The sequence below is a fragment of the Nonomuraea sp. NPDC050680 genome (assembly GCF_040654555.1).
Classification (GTDB): Bacteria; Actinomycetota; Actinomycetes; order Streptosporangiales; family Streptosporangiaceae; genus Nonomuraea.
In genome coordinates this window covers 880738-898944 of the sequence record NZ_JBFAIF010000004.1, presented here as the reverse complement: position 1 = coordinate 898944, position 18207 = coordinate 880738, and the positions used below count along the sequence as shown (strand labels likewise).

Sequence of the window (18207 nt, the reverse complement as noted above, 5' to 3'; positions counted from 1 at the left end):
GGTCATCGCCTGGTGAGGACCTCCGACTCCCAAAGGTCGCGATAGTAGCCCGGCTCGGTGACGAGATCGTGGTGGTGGCCGCGCTGAACCACGCGCCCGTCCTCCAGCACCACGATCTCGTCCACCTGCTCCAGGCCCCTGAGCCGGTGGGTGACCAGCAACGTGGTGCGGTCGTGCGTCACGTCGAGCAGGTCGGCCATGAGCGCGTCGGCGGTCTCCTCGTCCAGCGCCTCGGCCGGCTCGTCGAGCAGCAGCACCGGCGGGTCGTACAGCAGCGCCCTGGCCAGGGCCAGCCGCTGCAGCTGCCCGCCGGACACGGTCCGGCCGTCCTCTCCCAGCTCGGCCTCCCACCCGGCCCGCTCGACCCACTCCTCCAGACGGGCATCTCGTACGGCCTGCCGCAGCTCCTCGTCACCGGCCTCGGGACCGGCGAGCCGCAGGTTGGCGCGCAGGGTGGTCTGGAAGATGTAGGGGTCCTGGGTGAGCCCCGTCATCATGGCCCGTACGTCGTCCGAGGCCAGCCGCCGGATGTCCACCCCGTTGAGCCGGATGGCGCCGGACTCGGGCTCTACCAGGCGCATCAGCGCGGCCAGCAGGGTGCTCTTCCCGGCCCCGCTCGGTCCCACCAGGGCCACCCGCTTGCCGGGGGTCAGGCTCAGCGACACCCCGTCGACGGCCGCCCGCTGCTCCGGCGCGTGCCGTACGACCAGGTCGTCGATCTCGACCGTCAGCGGCGACCGCGGGAGAGGGGATGGCGGGGGAGTGAACGGTGCGGGAGCCAACGGCGGGGGAGTGGATGGCGGGGGAGTGGACGGTGCGGGAGTGGACGCGGTGTCCGGCTCGGTGACGGCGGGCGGGGTGGCGCTCACCTCGCGCAGGCGTCTGAGCGCGGCCAGGATGCCCGCCAGGCGTTCGCCGGCAGCCGCCAGCGGGAGCACCGGCTCGAAGGAGACCAGCGCGGTCAGGGCGAGCACCGCCATGGCCACCCGGTCGGTCCCGGCGGCCTGGCCGAGCAGCACGATCGCCGCCACCGTCAGGCCCTGCACCAGCGTGCCGCCCGCCAGGGCGACGGCGTGGACGCGGGCTTGGCGGCGCTCCAGCGCGGCCAGGGCCTCATCGGCGGCGCGGGCCTGGGCGAGGGCGCGGTCACCGGCGCCGTACGCGGCCAGGTCGGCGGAGCCGTGGACCAGGTCGGCCACCCGCTCGGCCAGGGCGGCTCTGGCGGGGGCGATCCTGGCCGACCAGCGGCGCGCGGCGGCGGCCGTGGCGGCGGGCAGCAGGACGCCCGCCACGACCAGCCCCGCCAGCAGGACCAGCGCCGCGACGGGGAGCAGGGTGAGACCGATGACCACGGCGGCCAGGCCCGCGAGCGCGGCGGCCGTCGCGGGCAGCAGGCAGCGCACCAGGAGGTCCTGGACGGCCTCCGTGTCGTCCACCATCCGGCTGAGCAGGTCGGCGCCGCCGTGCCGGGGCTGACGCGGGGGGATGAGGGCCTGGTAGAGGCGTTCGCGGGTGCCGGCCTGGGCGCGCAGGGCGACGTCGTGGCCGGTGAGCCGCTCGGCGTAGCGGAAGACGCCCTTGCTGGTGGCGAACGCCCTGGTGGCCACGATGGCGACGCTCAACGCGGCCAGCTCCGGCTGCTCGGCGGCCCGCGTGATCAGCCACGCCGCCGCCGCGATCAGGCCCAGCCCGGCCAGGTCGGCCGCCGCTCCGGCCAGCACCGCCCAGGTGAGCCGCAGGCCCATGCGCCGGTTCATCGCTCTCCCCTTACGGTCGTGCTCGTATCGAGGTCGGAGCGGCTCCTGTCCGTACCGAGGTCGGAGCGGGCCGTGCCCGTGCCGAGGCGGGAGCGGTCGGCGATCACTCGGCCCTCGTGGATGCGGACGACCCGGTCGGCGAGGTCGATCATGGCCGGCCGGTGCGCCACGATGATCGCGGTGCGGTCCCGGGCCAAGTCGGCGGTGGCCGTCACCACGGCAGCCTCGCTGCGGCCGTCGAGCCGGGCCGTGGGCTCGTCCAGCAGCAGGACCGAGGTGTCCGGGCGGCAGAAGGCCCGCGCCAGGGCCACGCGCTGCCGCTGGCCGGCGGACAGGTTCGCGCCCCGTTCGCCCACCGCCGTGTCGTAGCCGCCGGGGAGCGCCTGGATGAAGTCGTCGGCGTAGGCGGCGGTGGCGGCCTGCCGTACCTGCTCCAGGGAGGCGGACGGGGCGCCGAGGCGGATGTTGCCGGCGACCGAGGTGGCGAACAGGTGCGGGCGCTGCGGGACGAAGGCCAGCCTGTCGCGCCAGGCGTTCAGGTCGAGGTCGCGCAGGTCGGTGCCGTCGACGAGGACCCTGCCTTCGGACGGCTGGACGAAGCCCAGGATGAGGTGCAGGAGGGTGCTCTTGCCGCCGCCGCTCGCGCCGACCAGGGCCACGCGTTCGCCGGGCTCGATGGTGAGTGAGACATGTTCGAGCGCCGGGTCGTCGCGGCCGGGGTAGCGGACGGTGACGTCCTCCAGCCGGATCTCCGGGGCCGCGGCGCCCTCCGGCGGTCGCTTCCGAGGCGTGGCGCCCTCGGGCGGTCGCTTTCGGTCCGTAGCGCCTTCCAGCGTTTGCTTCCGAGGCGTGGCGCCCTCCGGAGGTTGCTTCAGGGACGTGTCCGAGTCGCCGGCTTCGGGCTCGGCGTCCAGTACGGCGAAGGCCGCGTCCGCCGCCGCCACCCCCTCCATGGAGGCGTGGAAGCGGGTGCCCATGGCCCGCAGCGGCAGGTACGCCTCCGGGGCCAGCAGCAGCACCAGCAGCGCCGTCGACAGGTCCAGCGAGCCGCCCAGCAGCCGCAGCCCGATCGGCACCGCCACCAGGGCCAGCGACAGCGACGCGCACAGCTCCAGCACCAGCGACGACAGGAACGCCACCCGCAAGGTACGCATGGTGGTGGCGCGGTGCGCTTCGGCCACCTGCTGGATGACCGTCGCCTGGTAGCGGGCCCGGCCGAAGGCGCGCAGCGTGGGCAGGCCGCGTACGACGTCGAGGAAGTGCCCGCCGAGCCGCGACAGCGCGCGGAACTGCTGCTCTGTGACGGCCTTGGTGGTCATCCCCACGAGCGCCCCGAAGAGCGGGATCAGCGGCAGTGTGACCAGTACGATCACCGCGCTCGCCAGGTCGGCGGCGAACAGCCGGACGAGCACCGCCAGCGGCACCACCGCCGCGACGGCGATCGAGGGCAGGTAGCCGGTCAGGTAGGCGTCGAGCCGGTCGAGGCCGCGTCCCGTGAGGGTGACCAGCTCACCCGAGCGGTGACCGGCGAGCCTGGCCGGGCCCAGCTCCTGCAGCCTGGCCAGCAGCCGGTGCCGCAGCGCGGACTTGACGCCCGTCGCCGTACGGCCGGCGAAGATGCCCTGCGTCCACCCCAGCAGCGCGCGGACGCCCACCACGGCGGCCAGGCCCGCCAGCGCCACGGCCGTGAACCGGCCGGACAGAACCCCCGCCAGGAGCTCCGCCTGCACGAGCACGAGCAGCCCGGCCGCCATCGCCGCCGCGAAGGTGACGGCCAGGTGGCGCCGCACCGACTGCTCGGCCCGCATGAGCCGCAGGAGATCTTTGTGCACGAGCCCTCAAAAGAACGACGGGATCCGGACGGCGTCCTCGCCAGGACGGAAAGTGCGCCACACCCATACTTGCGCGAGGAGGACGACCGGCGCGAACGGCAGCGCCATGACACTCAGCACATTCAGCGTCTCGGCCGGCGCGGTGTGGTCCATTAGGTACGGCATGCTGCCCAGGAGCACCCCGAGGGCGGGGATCGCGGCCACCATCCCGGACAGGGCCAGCGCGCGCCCCGAGCGGGTGACACCGGCCAGACCGGGGGAGCGCCAGGCCAGGAACGTCCAGCCGTGGAAGGCCAGCAGCAGCGTCACCACCACGCCCAGCATCAACCCCACCGGGTTCAGTAGGGACGAGGTGAACCCGGTGACGGCCGCGTACAGGGCCACCCCCCAGCCGAACGAGAGCCCCAGCGAGCCGAGCGCGATCATCAGGTCCCAGAAGCCACGCCAGGCCGTGCCGCCGATCCGGCGGCGGAACCACAGCCCGGCGTCCCGCAGGATCCAGGACAGCAGCATGGCCACCACCACCGGATACAGCCCGAACAGCACCTCGCCCTCGAGCGCCGGATAGACGCCGAACAGCGTCCCGGCGACCGCCACCAGCCACACCTCGTTCGCCAGCACGAACGGGGCCATGGCCGCCACCATGCGATCCTTGCTGTCGGCCGACTTGCCGAGGATCGGCAGCAGCAGCCCGACCCCCAGGTCGAAGCCCTCCAGCGCGAAGTATCCGGCCAGCAGCAGCGTGAAGCAGGCGAACCAGATCAGTTCCATGTCACGACTCCTAGTAGGTCAGGGCGGGCTCGGGGACGGCGCCGAGGTCGAGCTCGCGCGGCCCGCGCCTGATCACCCTGGCGATGAGGACGTAGTCGACGATCGCCAGCAGCACCAGCACGGCCACGAAGGCGATCAGTGAGCCGGTGATCATCGGCGGGGTGAGGCCGGGCGTCATGGCGTCGGCGACGGTGAGTTTCTCCCAGATCATCCACGGCTGCCGCCCGCCCTCCCTGGCCAGCCAGCCCATGATGGCCAGGACGAACGGCAGCGGTGTCATCAGCATGAGCAGCGGATGCGTCCACCGCCAGCGCGGCAGGACGCGGATCAGCGGCAGCATCGCGAACAGCACGACGAGCGCGAGGAGCTGCCCGACCTCCATCATGATCCCGAGCGGCACCGCCGCCGTGTCGCCCTTGAACTTGCCCTCCTGGATGCCGGCGAACTGCGCGTAGCCGAAGCCAACGGTCATGAGGATGCCGATGGCGGCCGTGGTCACGCCGGTGCGCAGCGACTTGGTGAAGAACTCCACCTCGGACGTACGGCGGCGTAGCTGGTAGGCGCTCGCCCCGACCAGCACCATAGCCCCGGTGAACAGCCCGGCCCCGATCACGTGCGGGAAGGAGAAGATCAGCGTCTTGTTGGTGAACAGCGCGCCGATGTCGACCAGCTCCATCCGATCGCCCCTGACGACGGCTCCGGCGGGGTTCTGCAGGAAGGAGTTGGCCGCCATGATGAAGAAGGCGCTGCCGTACGCCGTGAGCGTCACGAGCCAGATGCAGGCCAGGTGCGCCCATCGGGGCAGCCGGCCCCAGCCGAAGATCCACAGGCCGAGGAACGTCGACTCCAGGAAGAACGCCACCAGCGTCTCCATGGCCAGCGGAGCGCCGAAGACGTCGCCCGCGTAGTGCGTCAGCCCGCTCCACGAGAGCCCGAACTGGAACTCCATCACGAGCCCGGTGACGATGCCCAAGGCGTAGTTGATGACATAGACCTGGCCCCAGAACCTGGTCAGCCGTTCGTGCAGCGGCCTGCCCGCCAGTGCCCAGCGCGTGTGCATGATCGCCACCAGTGGCGCGAGCCCCAGCGTGAGCACGACGAACAGGAAATGCAGGTTCCCGGTCAATGCGAACTGTAACCGGGCCAGTTCCAGCGCGTCCATGCGCCCAACCCCCTTCGTTGTGCCTGTCTACCTATAGCCAGTCTACATATAGACGACCTACATGTAGACTGGCTACTCAACGAAGGGTTATCTAGGATCGGAGCCATGAACCCCGACGCGCTGCGCGGCCACATGGACGCCCTGCTGCTCTCCGTGCTGGAGGGTGAGCCGTTGCACGGCTACGCCATCATCGAGGCCCTGCAGGCACGCAGCGGGGGCGCGCTCAACGTACCGACCGGCACCGTCTATCCGGCGCTGCGCAGGCTGGAGCGGATCGGCTACCTGGCCAGCGAGTGGGCCACGGTCGGCGGACGCAAACGGCGCACCTACCGCCTGACCGATTCCGGCAGGAAGCAGCTGGAAGGCGAGCGGTCGGCCTGGGCGGAGTTCGCCAGTGTGATCGGCGGAGTGCTACGGCCGGGGATCAGGCAGTCCGGGTGAGGCGCAGGTGGCCCGGGTGAGGCGCAGGCAGCGCGTCGCGCCGTAGAGCTGCAGGCCCCAACAGGCCGCTGTCACGAAGTTGGCGAGCACGGTGGGCAGGAAGAAGTCGACGCCCAGCGGCAGATCGGCCCCATAGTTCAGCAGCAGGCTCAGCCCGCCGACCACCGGCAGCATCGCCCAGACGACGATCCCCAGCCCCTTGGTCACCAGATGCGGCCTGAGATGCCACCGGCCGCCCCGGCTCAGCGCGAACAGCGACAGCCCGCCGAACACGCCCGTGCCCAACTGCAGGATGTCGAGCGCCCGCGAGACGGGCGAGAACCAGGCCGGCCTGGTGGTCCAGGCGGTGGGGTCCATGGGGTAGAAGCGCCAGAGCACCGACCACATCAGCGCGGTCATCGGCACGCTGATGAGCAGCAGCGTGCCCAGCATCCGGCCGGCCGCGACGGTCAGCTCCCGCTGGTAGCCGGACACGATCTCGGGGATCTCGCCGAACTGCCGCACGGCCAGCCGCTCGGCCTCGGCCCGGACCAGGCCCTCTTCCTCCAGCGCGTCGGCGGTGTCGGTCAGGCTGTCACGCGCCTCGACGACCAGGTCGCGCTTGGGCCCCGGCGGCCCGGCCAGAGATCTGCCGAGCTCGGCCACGTAGTCGTCGATCCGCATGCCTCCCATCTTACGAAGGTGGATTCCGCTGCGGAATCAGGGATCTCCCCGATGTCTTGATATGTAGGGAAATTCCTACATATAGTGGTCCACATGCCAATCTCCAGTCTCATGACCGTCCCCGTAGCCGACCAGGCCGCTCCGGCATGACCGCCGACCACGTCTTCACCGCGCTGGCCAGCCCCGCCCGGCGGGAGCTGCTGCGGCTGCTGCTCGATGAGGGCGGCCAACCGGCCGGGCGGCTGGCCGAGCGCTTCGACATGAGCCGTCCCAGCGTCTCGGAGCATCTCAAGGTGCTCCGGGACGCCGGGCTGGTGGCCGAGACGCGCCGGGGGAGAGAACGGCTCTACCGGCTGGAGGCGGCGCCGCTCATGGAGATCCGTGAGTGGCTCACGCCGTACGAACGCTTCTGGAGAGAGAAGCTCTCCGGCCTGAGCGACCTGCTCGACGAGATGGACCTCGAGGAAAAGGAACACGATGTCTGAAGACCTGCGCTCGATCCGGCTGGACCAGTTCATCACGCACCCGCCCGCGAAGGTGTGGCGGGCGCTGACCGAGCCCGAACTGGTGGCCCGCTGGCTGATGCCCAACGACTTCAGCCCGGAGGTGGGGCACCGGTTCACCTTCACCACCACGCCGGTGAAGCAGACCGGCTTCGAGGGCACCGTCTACTGCGAGGTGCTGGAGCTGGAGCCGGAGAAGCTGCTGAAGATCAGCTGGAGCGATCGCAAGAACGCCGACTGGACCGTCACCTGGCGCCTGGAACCCGAGGGCACGGGCACCAGGCTCTTCCTCGACCACGAGGGCTTCGATCCCGACGACGCTACGCAGCAGATGTCCCGCAAGATCATGGGCGGCGGCTGGCGCTCCATGCACTTCGCCGCCATCGGCAAGATCCTCGACGAGTTGTGACGGACGGCTCGTGACGGACGGCTCGTGACGGACGGCTCGTGACGGGCGGCGTCTATGGGCGACGGCTTGTGACGGACCGCTTGTGACGGACGCCGTCTATGGGTGGACGCCGTCTATGAGTGGACGGCGTCTACCGGTGGACGGCCGCTATGGGTGGACGGCGGGCGCGGGTTGTTCGGCGCCGCGTTCGGCGTGCGAGGTCGAGGTCCAGAACAGCGCGGCCACGGTGATCGCCATCAGCAGGACGAGCCAGCCGGCGGCCCGGCCCATCCGCATGCCGTACCCCCACAGCAGCCAGGAAAGGGACAGCCACCACCGGCGGCCCGCCTGGCGGCGCATCTCCATCGCCGCGAACGCGAAGTCGGCCGAGGTGCCCACGTCGTCGACCTGGCCGCGCAACCCGGAGTAGAGGGCGGCCAGCCGGTCGGGCCCGGCGGGCGGGTCCTGCGCCCCCATCGGAGCGCCGTGCGCGGCCGGCCGGTTGGCCGGGCCCTGGTCCGGTGCGGGGACGGGGGGAGCCCAGCCGCGCATGGTGTGCTCGTCGGCCAGCGCGCTGCGCCGGGAGAACCAGCGCAGCATCGGCCAGTGCAGGCTCACGCGCACCCCGCGCGGCGTCAGCGCGAACGTGCAGTTCTTGACCCGGACCGCGGCCGGGCGGGCCAGCCCGGCGAACCGGCAGCCCGACAAATCGAGGCCGAACAGCGCCAGGTCGGCCGCGTCGACGTGCCGCAGCGAGGTCAGCGCTGACCCGCCGCGCCCGGTCACGATCGCGGGCCCGCGCAGCACCGACCCCTCCAGATCGGCATCGGAGTCGACGAGCCGGATCGTCGTCCCGCCGCTGACCTCCATCCGCCGCAGGTTCGCGCGGCCGGAGGCGACGGCCACGTCGAGCGTGCCGTCGGCGCGGGCCCGCGAAGCGGACAGCCGCCCGGTGACCGAGAGGTAGGCGTCGGCCGCGAAGTGCGCGGTGTCGAACCCGGCGGGGCCGCTGACCTTGCGGAAGGACAGCGTGCGGCCGAACCTGGCGCCGCGGAAGTTCGCGCCGTCGCCCAGCGCGGCCCCGTCGAAGGTGGCGTAGCCGTCGAACCTGGCCCGCTCGCACGACAGCCCGTGACCGAACACGGCCTGGCTGAACAGCGCGTCACGCGACATCACCGCCCGGTCCAGCGACACGTGGCCGCGTACCCGGACGCCGTGGAAGGACAACTCGCGGGCGAACCCGGCCCCGGCCAGCGAGACGTTGCCCTCGAACCGGGCGCCGAAGAAGGAGGCCAGCCGCTCGAACCGGGCGCCGTCGAGCGAGACGTCGCCGGCGAAGGTCACGCCGGACAGCCGTACGTCGCCGGTGAACGTGACCCGGTCCAGCCGGGCCCGGCCCGGTCGGCCGCCCGTCACCTCGAGGATCCTGCCGAGCAGCGCGCCGCTGATCGGTGTGCCGCGCAGGTCGAGCAGGCGGCCGGGCGCCATCTCGTCGAGTCTCTCGGCTACTTCGTCCGGTTGCAGATGTGCCAGGCAACGGTCGTACGGCTGGTGGGCGATTCCCGAGCAGGCTGCCGAATAGGCGCAGGTGACCCAGTCCATGCAGTCCTCATACCCGCGCAGGGCAGTGTCAAGGTTCGATGATTTAAGGTTCTAGCCACTTTTTAGTGGAAATCTGTGACCGCAATTCCCTCTAAAGTGCTGGTCATGCGTGTTTTATCCAGAAGTGTTCTCGTCGCGTTCGTCGTGGCGGCCGCCCTCCCCGGCACGCCGGCGCTCGCCGCGCCGGCCACCGCGTGCGACACGCCGCCGAGCCGGCGTATCTCGGAGGTGCAGGGGAGCGGTGACGCCAGCCCCCTGGCCGGGCAGAGCGTCACCGTCGAAGGCATCGTCACCGGTGACTTCCAGCGGGGCGACCAGCTGAGCGGTTTCTTCCTGCAGGACCCGAAGCCGGACGCCGACCCGAAGACCTCCGAAGGGCTGTTCGCCTACGCCCGCGACACCGTCAAGGACGTCGCGGCGGGCGACCGGGTGCTCGTGACGGGCAAGGTGACGGAGTACAACGGCTGGACGGAGCTGTCACCGGTCACCTCGGTGGACGTCTGCGGCACCGGCTCGGTGGCGGCTCAGCCGTACAAGCTGCCGGATGACGGGCGGGAGTCCGTCGAGAACATGCTGCTCACCTTCCCGCAGCCGCTGACCGTCAGCGAGCACTACAACCTGGGCCGTTACGGCGAGGTCACCGTCTCCTCCGGCGGCCGGCTGTTCCAGCCGACGGACCGGCCCGGTGTGGACGCGGCGCTGAACAAGCGGCGCTCGCTGCTCATCGACGACGGCTCCAGCAGGGAGAACCCGGCCACCCTGCCGCCCATCGTGCGGACCGGCGACCTGGCCGCGGGCATCACCGGCGTGCTCGGCTACGGGTTCGGCACCTATCGCCTGCAGCCCACCAAGCCGATCGACTACCACGGCACCAACCCCCGGACGTCCCGGCCCTTCCCGGTCATCGGCAACGTCAAGGTGGCCTCGTTCAACACGCTGAACTGGTTCACCACGCTCGGCTCGCGCGGCGCCACCAACGCCGTGGAGCAGCAGCGGCAGCTGGCCAAGCTGGTGGCGGCGCTGAAGGGGCTCGACGCCGACGCCGTCGGCCTCATGGAGGTCGAGAACAACGGTCAGACGGCGCTCCAGGCCCTCGTGGACGCCGTCAACGCCGAGGTCGGCGCGGGTACGTACGCGGCGCTCCAGCACCCGTACCCCGGCACGGACGCCATCCAGGTCGCGGTGATCTACAAGCCGGCCAAGCTGACGCCCGTCGGCGCTCCCCAGGCCTCGCAGGACGCGGTGTTCAGCCGGCCGCCGCTGATCCAGACGTTCCGCAGGAAGGCGGGCGGCCAGTCGTTCACGATGGTCGTCAACCACCTCAAGTCCAAGGGCACCTGCCCGGCCGACGGCCCGGACGCCGACCAGGGCGACGGGCAGAGCTGCTGGAACGCCACCCGCGTCAAGCAGGCGCAGGCGCTGCTCGGCCTGGTGAAGGACCTGCCGAACCCGGTGGTGCTCGGCGACCTCAACGCCTACGGCGAGGAGGACCCGATCCACACGCTGGAGGCGGGCGGGCTGACCAGCCTGACCAAGAGGTTCGTGCCGGTGCGGCAGCGCTACAGCTACCTGTTCGACGGGCTGGCCGGGGAGCTCGACCACGCGCTGGTCGGCCGGCAGCTGCTCAAGCGGGTCACCAGCGCGACGATCTGGCACATCAACTCGGACGAACCACGCATTCTCGATTACAACACCGAGTACAACCCGGCGTCCCTGTACAAGCCGGACGCCTTCCGGTCCACCGACCACGACCCGCTCGTCATCGGCCTCACCCTGCCGGGCCGCTGATCCTTTCGTCACGGGCGGCCCGCATTCCGTACGGGCCGCCTGTGACGTGGACATCGAGTGCTCCCCGACCCGGGGCGAGCACAGTTGATCATTGCGGGATAATCGACATCATGGCGCTCATCCAGGTTGACGAGGAAGCCGTACGGAGCCAGGTCAGCGAGCTGGTGTTCGCTGAGGCTCTGGCGCTGGTCGCCGGCGGCATGGTCGCGGGGTTGACCGAGAAGGGGACGTCGGTCGCCGCGCTGGTGAGCGGGCGTTCGGTGACGGTCACCTTCACCGCGAGCGGGATGCGCGCGGTCTGCGAGTGCCTGGATCCCCAGTTGTGCGCCCACGCGGCCGCCGCGGCGGTGACCTGGGTCCGGATGGGCGATGTGCGGCCGGCGCCTGACCTGTACGCGCTGCTGCGTACCCAGGACTCCGACTGGCTGGCCCGCCGACTCGCCACGCTGGCCGCGACGGACCCCGCGCTCGCCGACCGGCTGCGGACCGAGCTCGCGGAGACCATCATCGGCGAGGAGTCGACCGACCTCCTCGCCGACCTGGAAGCGGTCATGGCGGACCTGCTGGCCGAGGCCGCCGATGTGTGCGACGCCTGGCACGAGGGTGAGTGGTATCCCGATCTCGAGGACCTGGAGGAGATCCTCGACGAGATCGACGACCTGATCGAGCCGTTGCCGGACACCGCTCGCGAGCTGACCGTCCGCGCGATCGACCTCATCGAGGAGGTGCTGGACACCGGGGAGGTCTATGGTGGCCAGCTCGTCGACGATCTCGAACGCGTCCAGGGCATGCATCGGGACGCCTGCCTGGCCGGCTCGCCCGACCCGGTGAAGCTGGCGGAGTGGCTGATGGGCAAGGTGCTGATCAGCAACTGGTGCACCTTCGAGAGCTCGCTGCCCGGCTACGCTCCCGTACTGGGCGACCTGGGCCTGCGCCGCTGCCACGAGTTGCTGGACGGGACCTTCGCCGGCCGGATCCGCGACTACAAGCTGGCCACGCTGCGCGAGTCGCTCGCCCGCACCGAGGGCGGCACCGACGCCGTGATCGCCATGCTCGCCCAGCGGGCCGCCGGCGGCGGTGACATCGCGAAGATCGCTCGTCTCCTGATCGGCGAGGAGCGTCACGACGAAGCCCTGGCCTGGATCGCCCAGGGGATCGGCCGCTACGGCCGCGATCAGCAGCTCCTCACCCTCGCCCTTGACTGCCACCAGCACGCCGGACGGACCGAGCAGGCGCTCGAGACCCGCTGGCAGCTCTTCACCCTCTCACCGTCCACGCACACCTATCAGAACTTGACCCGCCAGGCCGGCCCGGACGCGACCCCATGGAAGGCCAAGGCCATCGCGCACCTCCGCTCGTCGCCCGCCATGGCCCCCACGCTGGCCGAGGTGTTGCTGATCAACGAGGACGTGGCGGGCGCCTGGGAGGTCCTGCAGACGTACGGACTCGCCTCTGACCTGCGCATGCGCGTGGTCAACGCCCGCGCCCGGACCCATCCCCAGGACGCCATCCCGATCTACCGGGAACTGGCCGAATCCTGCGTCAGCCGGGCCAGCAGACCCGGCTACCAGGAGGCGATCCAGTATCTCTTCACGCTCCGGACCCTGTTCGAGCGCACCGGAGACCAGACCGAGTTCGCCTCTTACCTCGCCCGACTCCGCGCCGCCCACCCGGGCAAGAAGGCCTTCCACACCCAACTGGACGGCGCGGGCCTCCTCTGACGCCATCACGCCCACACCGGGCAGTGATCCCCCATCCAGCCATCGGGGACCTCCTCCGCCAGGATCGGGTAAGCCTTGCCCTAGGCCGGGTCGGCGCGGGCCGCGTTCGAGGAGGGGTCGCCGGTGGCGGTCGGCGAGGTGCCGAACAGGATGCGCAGCGCGGTCTTCCGGCTACTGGTGACGTGCTCGACGGCGATGGCGACGGCTGCCGCCGAATCGCCGGACGCGATCGCCTCGTACAGCCGGGTGTGTTCGTTGCACAGCCGTTCGGGGTCGTCGACCTGGCGGAACAGCCAGTCCAGCCGACCGTGCAGGGGATCCAGGATGGTACCGAGGAGGCGGTTGCCGGCGATGGCCGTGATCTCGTCATGGAAGGCCACGTTGGCGTCCCCGAAGTCGTCGACGTTGCCCGCCGCCGCGGCCCGGCTTGCCTTGTCGAGGTGCCGCTTGAGTCGCCGCATGTCGGCCTTGTTCGCCTGCTCAGCGGCGCGGCGGGCGGTGAACGCCTCAAGCGCTTCGCGTACGTCGAAGAGCTCTTGGACGTCGGTCTGCGACAAATGCTTGACGACGACTCCCCGCCGCGGCACGACATGGACGAAGCCCTCGGACTCGAGCATGCGCAGGGCCTCGCGCACGGGGACTCGAGATACGCCCAGTTCGTCTGCGAGCTCACGTTCGACCATCTTGCTGCCAGGCGGAAGCTGCCCCTTCACGATGCGGTTCCGGATCTCCAGCCGGACCTGATCACGCAGCGACGTGTGCGCGAGACCCAGCGGCGTCTTGGTCTGACGTGACATGTCCACCTTCCCTTTTTCTGGTATACCACATCCCAGACAAATGCCAATCTAACTGGAGTTCAGGCGAATACTTGATGCTTGATAGTTTGACAGATAGGGATACGGTATACCAACAATGGGGCCTCATACCTCCTCCCGCGGCTCACCGCCGCCGAGATCCCCCGTGACCAATCCGCCGGTGACGGCCTGCACATCACCACCATAGAAAGGAAGGCGTACTCATGAGCCGGAAGATCATCCTCGACGTCGACACCGGTACCGACGACGCAGTAGCGATCATGTTCGCGGCGTTGCATCCGGAACTCGACCTGATCGGCGTCACCACCGTCAACGGCAACGTGCCGCTGGAGAACACCACGGACAACACACTGCGGGTACTCGACTGGATCGGCAGGTCACAGATCCCAGTCTTCGCCGGACTCAGCCGTCCCATCGCAAGGCTCGGCTTCCCCTCCACCAAGCACTTCGAGCGGGACTCCGACGACGACCCGCACGGCAGCGCCCTGCCGATCCCCCCACCGCGCAGCACGCGCCAGGACACCGGGGCCGTCGAGTTCCTGGTCGAGACGCTTCGGGCGACGACCGAACAGATCACTGTGGTACCGGTCGGGCCGCTGAGCAACATCGCCACCGTTCTCGCCATTGATCCCTCCCTGACGGAAGCGGTCGACGAACTGGTGGTCATGGGCGGCGGCCATGCGGTGACCAACGTGACCGCATCGGCCGAGTTCAACATCTGGGCCGACCCCGAGGCCGCGAGCATGGTCCTTTCCGCAGGTTTCGCCCGTACCACCCTGGTGCCGCTCGACGCCACCCACCAGGCGCTGGTCACCAAGAACACCTGCCTCAAGCTGGAGAAGTCGGGGACGCCCGCCGGAATCGCCGCCTCCCGGTTCATCTCGCGGCGGATCTCCGCTTACCACGGCGTCGTGTCCGCCGAGGACGCCGCACCGGTGCACGACGTGGTCTGTACCGCGTACCTCGTCCAGCCCCAGGTCATCACCGCACGGAGCATGCACGTCGCCGTCGAGACCACCGATTGCCTTACCGTCGGCCGGACCGTGATGGACACCCGGCCCGGCGCGGCCCAGAAGCCCAACGCCGACGTCGCCTTTGGAGCGGACGCCAAGCTCCTGGCGGAGCTACTGCTCGACGTCTTCACCCGTCATGGCAGCGGCGCACCGGCCTGAGCCACTCTCGCTTCCCGTTGTCCGCCGCGTATGCCGTGCGCTTGGGGGCCTCCCCGTCCAACGGGTCCCCTCCACGTGCATGATCCGCACACGGTCGCTGTCCCAGGAAATCCCGGCGCCCGTTATGTGAGGCCCGACGGCGTGAGCATGGAATGCTGGTGGCGGGTACGTGGTTGACAGGTTTGCACCCTGGGATGACATACAGACTTCACGCGACGATACGAGGAGCCACTTGTGGCGACCATCGAGGTAACCGAGACGAACTTCAACGACATCGCCGACAAGGGGATCGTCCTGCTCGACTTCTGGGCCGAGTGGTGCGGCCCGTGCAAGATGTTCGGGCCGATCTTCGAGAAGGCGTCCGACAAGCATGAGGACATCACCTTCGGCAAGATCGACACCGATGCGGAGCAGGCCCTGGCTCAGGGCTTCGACATCAGCTCGATCCCGACGCTCATGGCGATCCGCGACGGGATCGTGGTCTACGCGCAGCCCGGTGCGATCCCGGCGCCCGCGCTCGAAGACCTGATCAGCCAGGTTCGCGCGCTCGACATGGACGCGATCAAGGCCGAGCTCAATGAGGAGTTGAAGAGCGCCGAGCAGAACTGACCGCACCACGAAGCCCCGCCGTACCAGCGGGGCTTTTCTCGTTCTACGGCTTGCGGCCGATTCCCGCGTAGCCGACTGTGGCGGTCTCCCGGAGCGGTTGCTTGCCGCTTCACTGACCCGCCTACCGGCAAGTCTCCACGGCCTGTCACCGCCCGTCCGGCGGCCTCGTCGTACCGATGAATCCAGGAAGTGATCTCACGGCCGGCTTGGTTATCGGTTGCCCGTTCGATCGCGGAAACCTCACCGTACGTGATCGAGGCATCGCAAGCGGTTCCGGGCAGCCCCGGCCGACCGGGGCTGCCGCCGGTCGTACTCAGCTGGAGCGGTAGAGCTCCGCCACCCGGAAGGCGAGGTCGAGCGACTGGCCGCGGTTGAGGCGCGGGTCGCAGGCCGTCTCGTAGCGGCGCGAGAGGTCGTCCTCGACGATCTCGTGACCGCCGCCCACGCACTCCGTCACGTCGTCGCCCGTGAACTCGATGTGGATGCCGCCGGGATGCGTGCCGAGCGAGCGGTGCACCTCGAAGAAGCCCGTCACCTCGTCGAGCACGTCGTCGAGCCGGCGCGTCTTGTGGCCGCTCGGCGCCTCCCAGGTGTTGCCGTGCATCGGGTCGCAGATCCACGCGACCTGCGCGCCCGCCGCGGTGACCTCCTTGACCAGCGCGGGCAGGTGCTCGCGGATCTTGGAGGCGCCCATCCGGGTGATGAACGTGAGCCGCCCCGGCTCGTTCTCGGGGTTGAGCTTCTCGACCAGCGCCAGTGCCTCGGAGGCCGTGGTGGTCGGGCCGAGCTTGACGCCGATGGGGTTGCGGATGCGGGAGAAGAAGTCGACGTGCGCGCCGTCGAGCTGGCGGGTGCGCTCGCCGATCCAGACCATGTGCGCCGACACGTCGTACGGGCGGCCGGTCCGCGAGTCGATGCGCGTGAGCGCCCGGTCGTAGTCGAGGATCAGCGCCTCGTGCGAGGAGTAGAACTCGACGGTGTGGAACTCCTCCGGGTCGGCCCCGCAGGCGCGCATGAACGCGAGCGCCTGGTCGATCTCCCTGGCCAGCTGCTCGTAGCGGCGACCGGCGGGGGATTCGCCCACGAAGTCCTGGTTCCAGGCGTGCACCTGGCGCAGATCGGCGTAACCGCCCTTGGTGAAGGCGCGGGCCAGGTTGAGCGTCACGGCCGAGGAGTGGTAGGCCTTCAGCAGCCGCCACGGGTCGGGCACACGGGACTCAGGGGTGAAAGCGAAGCCGTTGACCATGTCGCCCCGGTAGGCGGGCAGCTCCAGGCCGTCCCGCGTCTCGGTGCCCTTGGAGCGCGGCTTGGCGAACTGCCCGGCCACGCGGCCGATCTTGACCACCGGCACCTTGGCGGCGTACGTCAGCACGATGGCCATCTGCAGCAGCGTCTTGAGCTTGTTGCGCACATTGTCGGCGGTCGCCCCGGCGAACGTCTCGGCGCAGTCGCCGCCTTGCAGCACGAACGCCTCGCCTCGGGCGACGGCGGCCAGTTGCTCCTTGAGCTGGTCGCACTCGCCGGCGAAGACGAGTGGGGGCAGGCCGCCGAGCTCGGCGACGACCTTCTCGAGCTCGCTGCGGTCGGGCCAGTCAGGCTGCTGGGCCGCCGGCAGGGCTCGCCAGGAATCGAGTTCCTCGGGATTGCTCAGTGCGCTCACGACATACGAGGGTATGCTACCGGCTCGGCGTCACCGACCGCGATGTCCACGTTGTGAGAACGCGCGCCTGCGACCCGGGGAACGGGGCAGGTCAGAGTTCGGGTGTCAGTACGTGTTCTGGGCGCACCCCGAGCCCGAGGAAGCGCCGTATCACCCCACTGAACAGGGGATTCTGCGGCAGCTTCGCCGGGATGCGCGGCGGCCCCACCTGGCTGTCGATCGTCGGGCCGAGCAGCCGGTCCTGAGCCACGCGCTGCGCGGCCTGGGTGATCCTGGTGGGCAGCATGCGGCGGCGCTCCAGCCGGCGCAACGTGGCCTCCGGGATGGGCCGGCCCGCCCTCAGCGGCTCGGCGATCAGGTTGGCCGTGGCGACCGCGTCCTGCACCGCCAGGTTGATGCCGACGCCGAACACCGGTGACATCGCGTGCGCCGCGTCGCCGATGGCCAGGAAACCGGGCCGGTACCAGCGGCGGAGCCGGTTGAGCACCACCGTGAGCATGCTGACGTCGTCGAAGCCGGCGATCTGCCCGACGCGCCCCTCCAGGTACGGCAGCAGCCGCGCCACCGGCTCACGGAACGCGTCGATGCCCTGACCGGCCAGCCGGTCGTAGCCGCCCTTCGGGATGAGGTAGGCCAGCTGCCAGTAGGTCTCCCTGTTGATGCCCACCATCGCGTGGCCGGTGGAGATCCGCAGGAACGTCTGCTCAGGGTCGCTGTCGAGGCGCGGCAGCCGGAACCACAGCACGTCCATCGGCGCGCCGAACTCCTGCGGCACCAGCCCGGCGGCCGCGCGGAGCGTCGAGCCGCGGCCGTCCGCGGCCACGGTCAGCTCCGCCCTGATCTCGTGCTCGCCCGACTTGTCGCGGTACCGCAGGCCGCGGGCCGCGCCGTCCTCGCGGATCAGCCCGTACGCCTCGGAGTTCATGAGCAGCCGGAACGTCGGATACTTCTCGGCGGCCGACGTGACGAGCTTCAGGAAGTCCCATTGCGGGACGAACGCGATGTAGTCGTACTTGCCCGGCAGCCCGCGAAGGTTGGCCAGCTGGATCGGCCCGTCGTCGGTCAGCAGGGTGAACGCGTACGTCTTGCGGTGGGGGAGCTTCAGGAACTCCGGGGCCAGCCCGAGCTCGTCCAGCACCTGAAGCGTCGAGGGGTGGATCGTGTCGCCGCGGAAGTCGCGGAGGAAGTCGGCGTGCTTCTCCAGCAGGGTCACCTCGACACCCGCTCTGGCCAGCAGCAGGGCGAGCATCGCGCCCGCCGGGCCGCCGCCCGCGATCACACAGGAATTCATCACGTATTGAGTTTAACTCCGTCCAGGGAGAA

At 70.1% G+C, this 18207-nt stretch carries 16 protein-coding genes; 7 read left to right on the top strand and 9 right to left on the bottom strand.

Annotated features, from left to right (window positions below):
* Nucleotides 1-2 precede the first annotated feature (2 nt).
* The 4 genes from cydC to AB0H88_RS19725 are packed head-to-tail and all read right to left on the bottom strand — an operon-like array spanning nt 3 to nt 5522.
* A complete protein-coding gene (cydC, locus tag AB0H88_RS19740) occupies nt 3-1757 on the bottom strand; it encodes a thiol reductant ABC exporter subunit CydC (protein ID WP_357646307.1) in 1755 nt (584 codons plus the stop codon).
* Nucleotides 1754-3589 (bottom strand): thiol reductant ABC exporter subunit CydD, encoded by a 1836-nt coding sequence (cydD, locus tag AB0H88_RS19735; RefSeq protein WP_357646305.1) that lies wholly within the window; start codon nt 3587-3589, stop codon nt 1754-1756. The genes cydC and cydD overlap by 4 nt, the downstream gene beginning before the upstream one ends.
* A 6-nt stretch (nt 3590-3595) precedes the next feature.
* Nucleotides 3596-4360: a cytochrome d ubiquinol oxidase subunit II gene (locus AB0H88_RS19730; RefSeq protein WP_357646303.1), complete on the bottom strand. Its 765-nt coding sequence runs from the start codon at nt 4358-4360 to the stop codon at nt 3596-3598.
* Nucleotides 4361-4370: 10 nt separating this feature from the next.
* Nucleotides 4371-5522, bottom strand: a complete 1152-nt coding sequence (locus tag AB0H88_RS19725; protein WP_357646302.1) for a cytochrome ubiquinol oxidase subunit I — start codon at nt 5520-5522, stop codon at nt 4371-4373.
* Between the two features lie 105 nt (nt 5523-5627).
* Between AB0H88_RS19725 and AB0H88_RS19720 the strand changes: the two genes are divergently transcribed.
* Complete coding sequence (locus AB0H88_RS19720; RefSeq protein ID WP_357646300.1) at nt 5628-5963, top strand: helix-turn-helix transcriptional regulator; 336 nt, start codon at nt 5628-5630, stop codon at nt 5961-5963.
* Here AB0H88_RS19720 and AB0H88_RS19715 read toward each other — a convergent pair.
* Entirely contained in the window at nt 5934-6626 is a 693-nt protein-coding gene (locus tag AB0H88_RS19715) for a permease prefix domain 1-containing protein (protein ID WP_357646298.1), read from the bottom strand. The two genes, AB0H88_RS19720 and AB0H88_RS19715, sit on opposite strands and share 30 nt — an antisense overlap.
* 146 nt (nt 6627-6772) lie before the next feature.
* On the opposite strand from AB0H88_RS19715, the gene AB0H88_RS19710 reads away from it, so the two are divergent.
* Both AB0H88_RS19710 and AB0H88_RS19705 read left to right on the top strand, forming a co-directional pair.
* Nucleotides 6773-7111: a metalloregulator ArsR/SmtB family transcription factor gene (locus AB0H88_RS19710; RefSeq protein ID WP_357646296.1), complete on the top strand. Its 339-nt coding sequence runs from the start codon at nt 6773-6775 to the stop codon at nt 7109-7111.
* Complete coding sequence (locus AB0H88_RS19705; protein WP_357646295.1) at nt 7104-7538, top strand: SRPBCC domain-containing protein; 435 nt, start codon at nt 7104-7106, stop codon at nt 7536-7538. The genes AB0H88_RS19710 and AB0H88_RS19705 overlap by 8 nt, the downstream gene beginning before the upstream one ends.
* Nucleotides 7539-7685: 147 nt before the next feature.
* Here AB0H88_RS19705 and AB0H88_RS19700 read toward each other — a convergent pair whose 3' ends face one another.
* Entirely contained in the window at nt 7686-9119 is a 1434-nt protein-coding gene (locus AB0H88_RS19700) for a pentapeptide repeat-containing protein (protein WP_357646293.1), read from the bottom strand.
* Between the two features lie 105 nt (nt 9120-9224).
* Here AB0H88_RS19700 and AB0H88_RS19695 point away from each other — a divergent pair, with 105 nt between their 5' ends.
* Both AB0H88_RS19695 and AB0H88_RS19690 read left to right on the top strand, forming a co-directional pair.
* Nucleotides 9225-10907 carry an ExeM/NucH family extracellular endonuclease gene (locus AB0H88_RS19695; protein WP_357646291.1) on the top strand — a complete coding sequence of 561 codons (1683 nt, stop codon included), beginning with the start codon at nt 9225-9227 and terminating at the stop codon, nt 10905-10907.
* Between the two features lie 110 nt (nt 10908-11017).
* The gene (locus AB0H88_RS19690) at nt 11018-12628 is read left to right on the top strand and encodes a DUF6880 family protein (RefSeq protein ID WP_357646290.1); all 1611 of its coding nucleotides are present in this window, start codon (nt 11018-11020) and stop codon (nt 12626-12628) included.
* An 80-nt stretch (nt 12629-12708) separates the two neighbouring features.
* Here the strand turns inward: AB0H88_RS19690 and AB0H88_RS19685 are convergent, their stop codons facing one another.
* Nucleotides 12709-13425, bottom strand: a complete 717-nt coding sequence (locus AB0H88_RS19685; protein ID WP_357646289.1) for a GntR family transcriptional regulator — start codon at nt 13423-13425, stop codon at nt 12709-12711.
* A gap of 221 nt (nt 13426-13646) precedes the next feature.
* On the opposite strand from AB0H88_RS19685, the gene AB0H88_RS19680 reads away from it, so the two are divergent.
* Both AB0H88_RS19680 and trxA read left to right on the top strand, forming a co-directional pair.
* Nucleotides 13647-14615 carry a nucleoside hydrolase gene (locus AB0H88_RS19680; protein WP_357646288.1) on the top strand — a complete coding sequence of 323 codons (969 nt, stop codon included), beginning with the start codon at nt 13647-13649 and terminating at the stop codon, nt 14613-14615.
* Between the two features lie 234 nt (nt 14616-14849).
* Nucleotides 14850-15224, top strand: coding sequence for a thioredoxin (gene trxA, locus AB0H88_RS19675; RefSeq protein ID WP_357646287.1), 375 nt, complete (start codon nt 14850-14852; stop codon nt 15222-15224).
* 313 nt (nt 15225-15537) lie between these two features.
* On the opposite strand, the gene AB0H88_RS19670 is transcribed toward trxA, so the two are convergent.
* Together AB0H88_RS19670 and AB0H88_RS19665 are read right to left on the bottom strand one after the other, a co-directional pair.
* On the bottom strand, nt 15538-16884 hold the full coding sequence (locus AB0H88_RS19670; protein ID WP_357646286.1) for a class II 3-deoxy-7-phosphoheptulonate synthase: 1347 nt from the start codon (nt 16882-16884) through the stop codon (nt 15538-15540).
* Between the two features lie 91 nt (nt 16885-16975).
* Nucleotides 16976-18175, bottom strand: coding sequence for an FAD-dependent oxidoreductase (locus tag AB0H88_RS19665; RefSeq protein ID WP_357646415.1), 1200 nt, complete (start codon nt 18173-18175; stop codon nt 16976-16978).
* Between the last annotated feature and the right edge of the window lie 32 nt (nt 18176-18207).